General features: G+C 68.3%; 1 protein-coding gene. It reads right to left on the reverse strand.

Annotation, left to right across the window (positions count from 1 at the left end; all coding sequences use genetic code 11):
• Nucleotides 1-24 precede the first annotated feature (24 nt).
• Nucleotides 25-562: endonuclease domain-containing protein (locus K9U40_RS23305; protein ID WP_349239456.1), on the reverse strand; the 538-nt coding region annotated here is incomplete at its 5' end.

Consider the following 562-nt stretch of genomic DNA (forward strand, 5'->3'; position numbering starts at 1 on the left):
GGTCTGGCCCTTGTCCTGAGCCACCTACCCGTCCGCTCGGGGTTCTCCCCCCTCCCAACCCTCCCCCGCAAGCGGGAGAGGGCTTTCCTCGCTTGCCCCACCGCTGCTCCCTCTCCCGCTTGCGGGGGAGGGCTGGGGAGGGGGCAGGCCGCCCGTGGCAGCAGCACTTATGGTTTCGAGCACTCCGCTCATGTTGTTCAGCACGTCGAGGTTGGAGAACCGCAGCACGCCAAAGCCTTTGTCGGCAAGGAAGAGGTCCCGCCGCCGATCCCTCGCCTGCCCGGCAGCCTCATAATGCTGGCCGCCATCCACCTCGATCACCAGGTTTGCCGGGAGGCAGACGAAATCCACCACATACGGTCCCACCGGATATTGCCGCCGGAAGCTGAGGCCGCCGAGCCGATGACCGCGCAGTTCGCCCCACAGCCGCCGTTCGGCATCGGTGAGGGTTCCGCGCAGGGTCCGCGCCCGGGCCCTGAGACCACGGGACACGTGCCAGTTCGGTCTCGGCTCCTCGTCCATGGCCATTGCTCCAGCCGCGGCCATCTGCCCCCTCCCAACC

It is taken from the genome of Xanthobacter autotrophicus (genome assembly GCF_030015065.1).
Classification (GTDB): Bacteria; Pseudomonadota; Alphaproteobacteria; order Rhizobiales; family Xanthobacteraceae; genus Xanthobacter; species Xanthobacter autotrophicus_D.